Below are 3,494 nucleotides of genomic sequence, written 5' to 3'. Positions count from 1 at the left end.
AAATACAAGCTCTCTTGTCATTTTAACCTGTACAGATTGGGAAGTTAAACAAATAGCTTCAATACTATGGTAGGGGTAACGGCAAAGGTTGTCAAGTAGTTTTTTTGTTTCTATTGCCAACGCTGAGATTAATAGGCAGCTCAGCTAATAGTCAATACATCTTCTATTAAAAATTGTACAAACTCATTGCCATTCCAATAATTCATAGAGATTTTACCCAAAATAGCTTCAACATTACCCTTCATGATAGCAGAACCAAGATGAGTATTTGCAGAACGAAACGCAATAGCTCTAACCATAGCATTATCGTCAGCAATGAAGCATTTTATATGGTCAACTCCTATAACTTCAGGCTTCCTGATCTTCGCTCCTTGGATAATAAACCTCGGCTCAGGATTGCCAACACCAAATGGCTCCAAACGTCGCAGTTGATTCCACAGGGATAAGTTTATTGCCTTAGCAGTTACTATACCGTCGGCTTTTAAAGCCTTATTATGCGTAAAGTGCGTAAACCTCTCGGTAAAAAAGTCATATAAATCGTTTATTTTGTCCTCCTTAATCGCAAACCCTGCTGCCATACTATGGCCGCCACCTTCAATAATCAGATTTATAAATTTTGCAGAAAGAACTGCAGCTCCGATATCAATCCCAGGAATCGACCTGCAGCTTGCTTTTCCTATTTCATTGTTTAAAGATATCACTATCGTTGGCAAGTGGAATCGCTCTTTCAGCCTTGACGCAATTATACCGATTATTCCCTGATGCCAATTGCCGCTTACCATTATAAAATTCGCACTTGATTTCACGGACTTTTCCGCTTGTGTTGTGGCTTCTAAAATAGCCTCGTTTTCCATCATCTTCCTTGTATTATTCAAGTCTATTAATTTTAGCGCGATGGAATGCGCCTCCTCTTCATTGTCTGTAGAAAGCAGCCTTGCACCAAGAGATGCTTCTCCGATCCTTCCTCCAGCATTTATGCATGGCCCAATATTAAAACCCAGCCGGGAAACGCTTGGTTTTTCGAGAATTCCTAAAGCATCAAATAAAACGCGCAAGCCAATATTTTTTCTTGTTGACATCACTTTTAATCCTTGTGAGACAAATGCTCTATTGAGGCCAGTGATCTGCATAACATCGCAAACAGTGCCAAGGGCAACCAAATCCAGCAGATCAAATAAATCTGGTTCTTTTCTGTTAGTAAAAAATCCCTGTTCACGCAGGTTTTTGTTAAGAGCAACAATTAGCAGAAATGACACTCCAACTGCTGCAAGGTTAGTATAAGGAGAGCTTTCATCAAGGCGATTTGGATTAACAACTGCTACAGCGCTTGGTAGCTTTCCTGTACCAAGGTGATGATCGATAACTATAATATCAAGACCGAAGCTCTTGGCATCCTCTATCGGTTGATATGCAAGTGTGCCGCAATCAACGGAAATACATAAATCAATTCCTTTCTTTTTGAGTTGCAATAAAGCGTCTGCATTTAATCCATAGCCCTCATTAACACGATCTGGAATGTAGATTATAGAGTGTATACCAATCGCCCTTAGGTATCTGTTAATCAGTGCTGATGATGTTGCACCATCAACATCATAGTCACCGAATATTGCTATGTTTTCACCATTATTTACTGCCCGTATTATGTGGCAAACAGCTTTATCCATGTCAAGAAGATGAAAGGGATCTGGTAATAGCGACCTGATTAGTGGATATAAGAAGTTACCTGCACTTTCTACATTAATACCGCGGGTAACAAGTGTCCTAGCTAGTATTTCTGGTAATTCAAATTTTTGAGTGAGGGTTAAAATTTCCCTTTGATCTGCTTCTTGTAACCTCCATAGTGCATTTGTTATACTGCGCTTTTCAATATCAAGTAGCATATTTTGTAAGTAAAACAAAACCACTTTACCAGGATTTTTGATTTGGCTCTATTAAAAGATGAAACAATCCATTTTGAGGTTAATTATTTGCTGTTTGCGAAAATATTCGCATAATTTAAGCAACATCAATTGATAAAAGTTATGGAGCTTAATAAGATTGCAGCATCAATTTTACTTTCCGGGCTGATTATTGTGACAGTCAGCAACGTGGTTGATATGCTCTACAGTCCGGAGAAATATAAGATTGAACACCAAACGATAGTAGCTGCTGGCGGTGGCGAACCTCAGCAAAAAATTGAGCAAGTAGCGCTTGACATCGGAGCGCTCATGCAGAATGCTAGTTTTGAGAAAGGCAAATCAGCAGCGAAGAAATGTATAGCTTGCCATAGTTTCGAGAAAAGTGGGGCAAACAAAGTAGGGCCAAACTTATGGAACATAGTTGGAAGCAAAAAAGCACACCTTGGTAACTCATTTAACTATTCAAAAGCAGTGCTCGAAAAGGGCGGAAAGTGGGGATATGAAGAGCTATTTGCCTTCCTGAAGAATCCAAAAGCTTATATAAAAGGTACACGTATGGCGTTTGCAGGTATTTCCAATCCCCAAGAAATTGCAGATTTAATCAGCTACTTGCGTCAACTAAGCGATAGCCCCGTTGATTTACCAAAGTAATATGGATTACTGTAAACTATTCGGTAAAAGTGGCAAGTACATAGCATATCGAAAGCTACAGGGAAGAAGAGCTTCTATAGTCTTTTTTGGTGGGTTTGCATCAAATATGAATGGAACTAAAGCAACTGCTATTTACAAATTTTGCCAAGAAAATGATGTAGCGCTTGTGCTATTTGACTACTTTGGCCACGGCCATTCAAGTGGTGATTTCACTGATTACACAATAAGTGATTGGCAAAAAAATTGTACTAGAGTAATCAATGAACTAACTAGCAGCAAGCAGATAATTATAGGCTCAAGTATGGGAGGGTGGCTGATGTTGCTCACTGCTCTTCAATTTCCAGAAAGAATTGCAGCATTGATTGGTATATCATCTGCTCCTGACTTCACTGAGGATTTAATATTCAAGCAGTTATCAGGCAAACAAAAAGAAGAACTAGATTCTAAAGGCGTAGTGGACTTTACTTCAGGGCGTTGTGCGTACAAAATAACCAAGAATTTGATAGAAGACGGCAGGAAAAATCTTCTTTTAAATAAGGAAACAATAGACATAAACTCTCCTATACGCTTATTACATAGCATTAACGATAAAGATGTTCCTTACCAAACCTCATTAAATTTAGCTGAAAAAGTCAAATCAACCGATGTTGAGGTGCACTTGATAAAATCAGCGGAGCATAACATGTCTGACAGCCATTCATTGAAAATTTTATTTCAGACTATTAGAGAATTTTTGCCCACTGTATAGTTATAGTCAAAGCAATTGAGGTTTACCGACGATTAAAAAAAACTGTTATTTTGCATAGTTTTTAGTAGCACATTGGATGAAGCAAAAAACTACTTGACAAATTTCGTCAGCTCTGCTATTATAGCAGCAAGGGTGTTTCTGGCTCAAAACTTGTTTTTGATCTGCAGGCTCAATGACAAAATTCAGTAAAAAACTCA

Annotated in this window: 3 protein-coding genes; 2 read left to right on the top strand and 1 reads right to left on the bottom strand. The window is 38.4% G+C overall.

All coding sequences use genetic code 11. The features are described from left to right. Positions 1-140 precede the first annotated feature (140 nt). Positions 141-1,880 carry a single-stranded-DNA-specific exonuclease RecJ gene (gene recJ / locus DM84_RS05400; RefSeq protein WP_250778932.1) on the bottom strand — a complete coding sequence of 580 codons (1,740 nt, stop codon included), beginning with the start codon at positions 1,878-1,880 and terminating at the stop codon, positions 141-143. A 141-nt stretch (positions 1,881-2,021) separates the two neighbouring features. Here recJ and DM84_RS05395 point away from each other — a divergent pair, with 141 nt between their 5' ends. Both DM84_RS05395 and DM84_RS05390 read left to right on the top strand, forming a co-directional pair. After that, on the top strand, positions 2,022-2,549 hold the full coding sequence (locus DM84_RS05395) for a c-type cytochrome (RefSeq protein WP_250778929.1): 528 nt from the start codon (positions 2,022-2,024) through the stop codon (positions 2,547-2,549). 1 nt (position 2,550) lies between these two features. Then, positions 2,551-3,297 (top strand): alpha/beta hydrolase, encoded by a 747-nt coding sequence (locus DM84_RS05390; RefSeq protein WP_250778927.1) that lies wholly within the window; start codon positions 2,551-2,553, stop codon positions 3,295-3,297. The last annotated feature ends 197 nt before the right edge of the window (positions 3,298-3,494 follow it).

Source organism: Wolbachia pipientis (genome assembly GCF_023661085.1).
Classification (GTDB): Bacteria; Pseudomonadota; Alphaproteobacteria; order Rickettsiales; family Anaplasmataceae; genus Wolbachia.
This window is presented reverse-complemented; position numbering and strand designations above follow the sequence as displayed.

What these genes read in the sequence shown, in the direction of transcription:
- recJ (WP_250778932.1), bottom strand. Translation starts at nt 1,880, where the DNA reads ATGCTACTTGATATTGAAAAGCGCAGTATAACAAATGCACTATGGAGG.
- DM84_RS05395 (WP_250778929.1), top strand. Translation starts at nt 2,022, where the DNA reads ATGGAGCTTAATAAGATTGCAGCATCAATTTTACTTTCCGGGCTGATT.
- DM84_RS05390 (WP_250778927.1), top strand. Translation starts at nt 2,551, where the DNA reads ATGGATTACTGTAAACTATTCGGTAAAAGTGGCAAGTACATAGCATAT.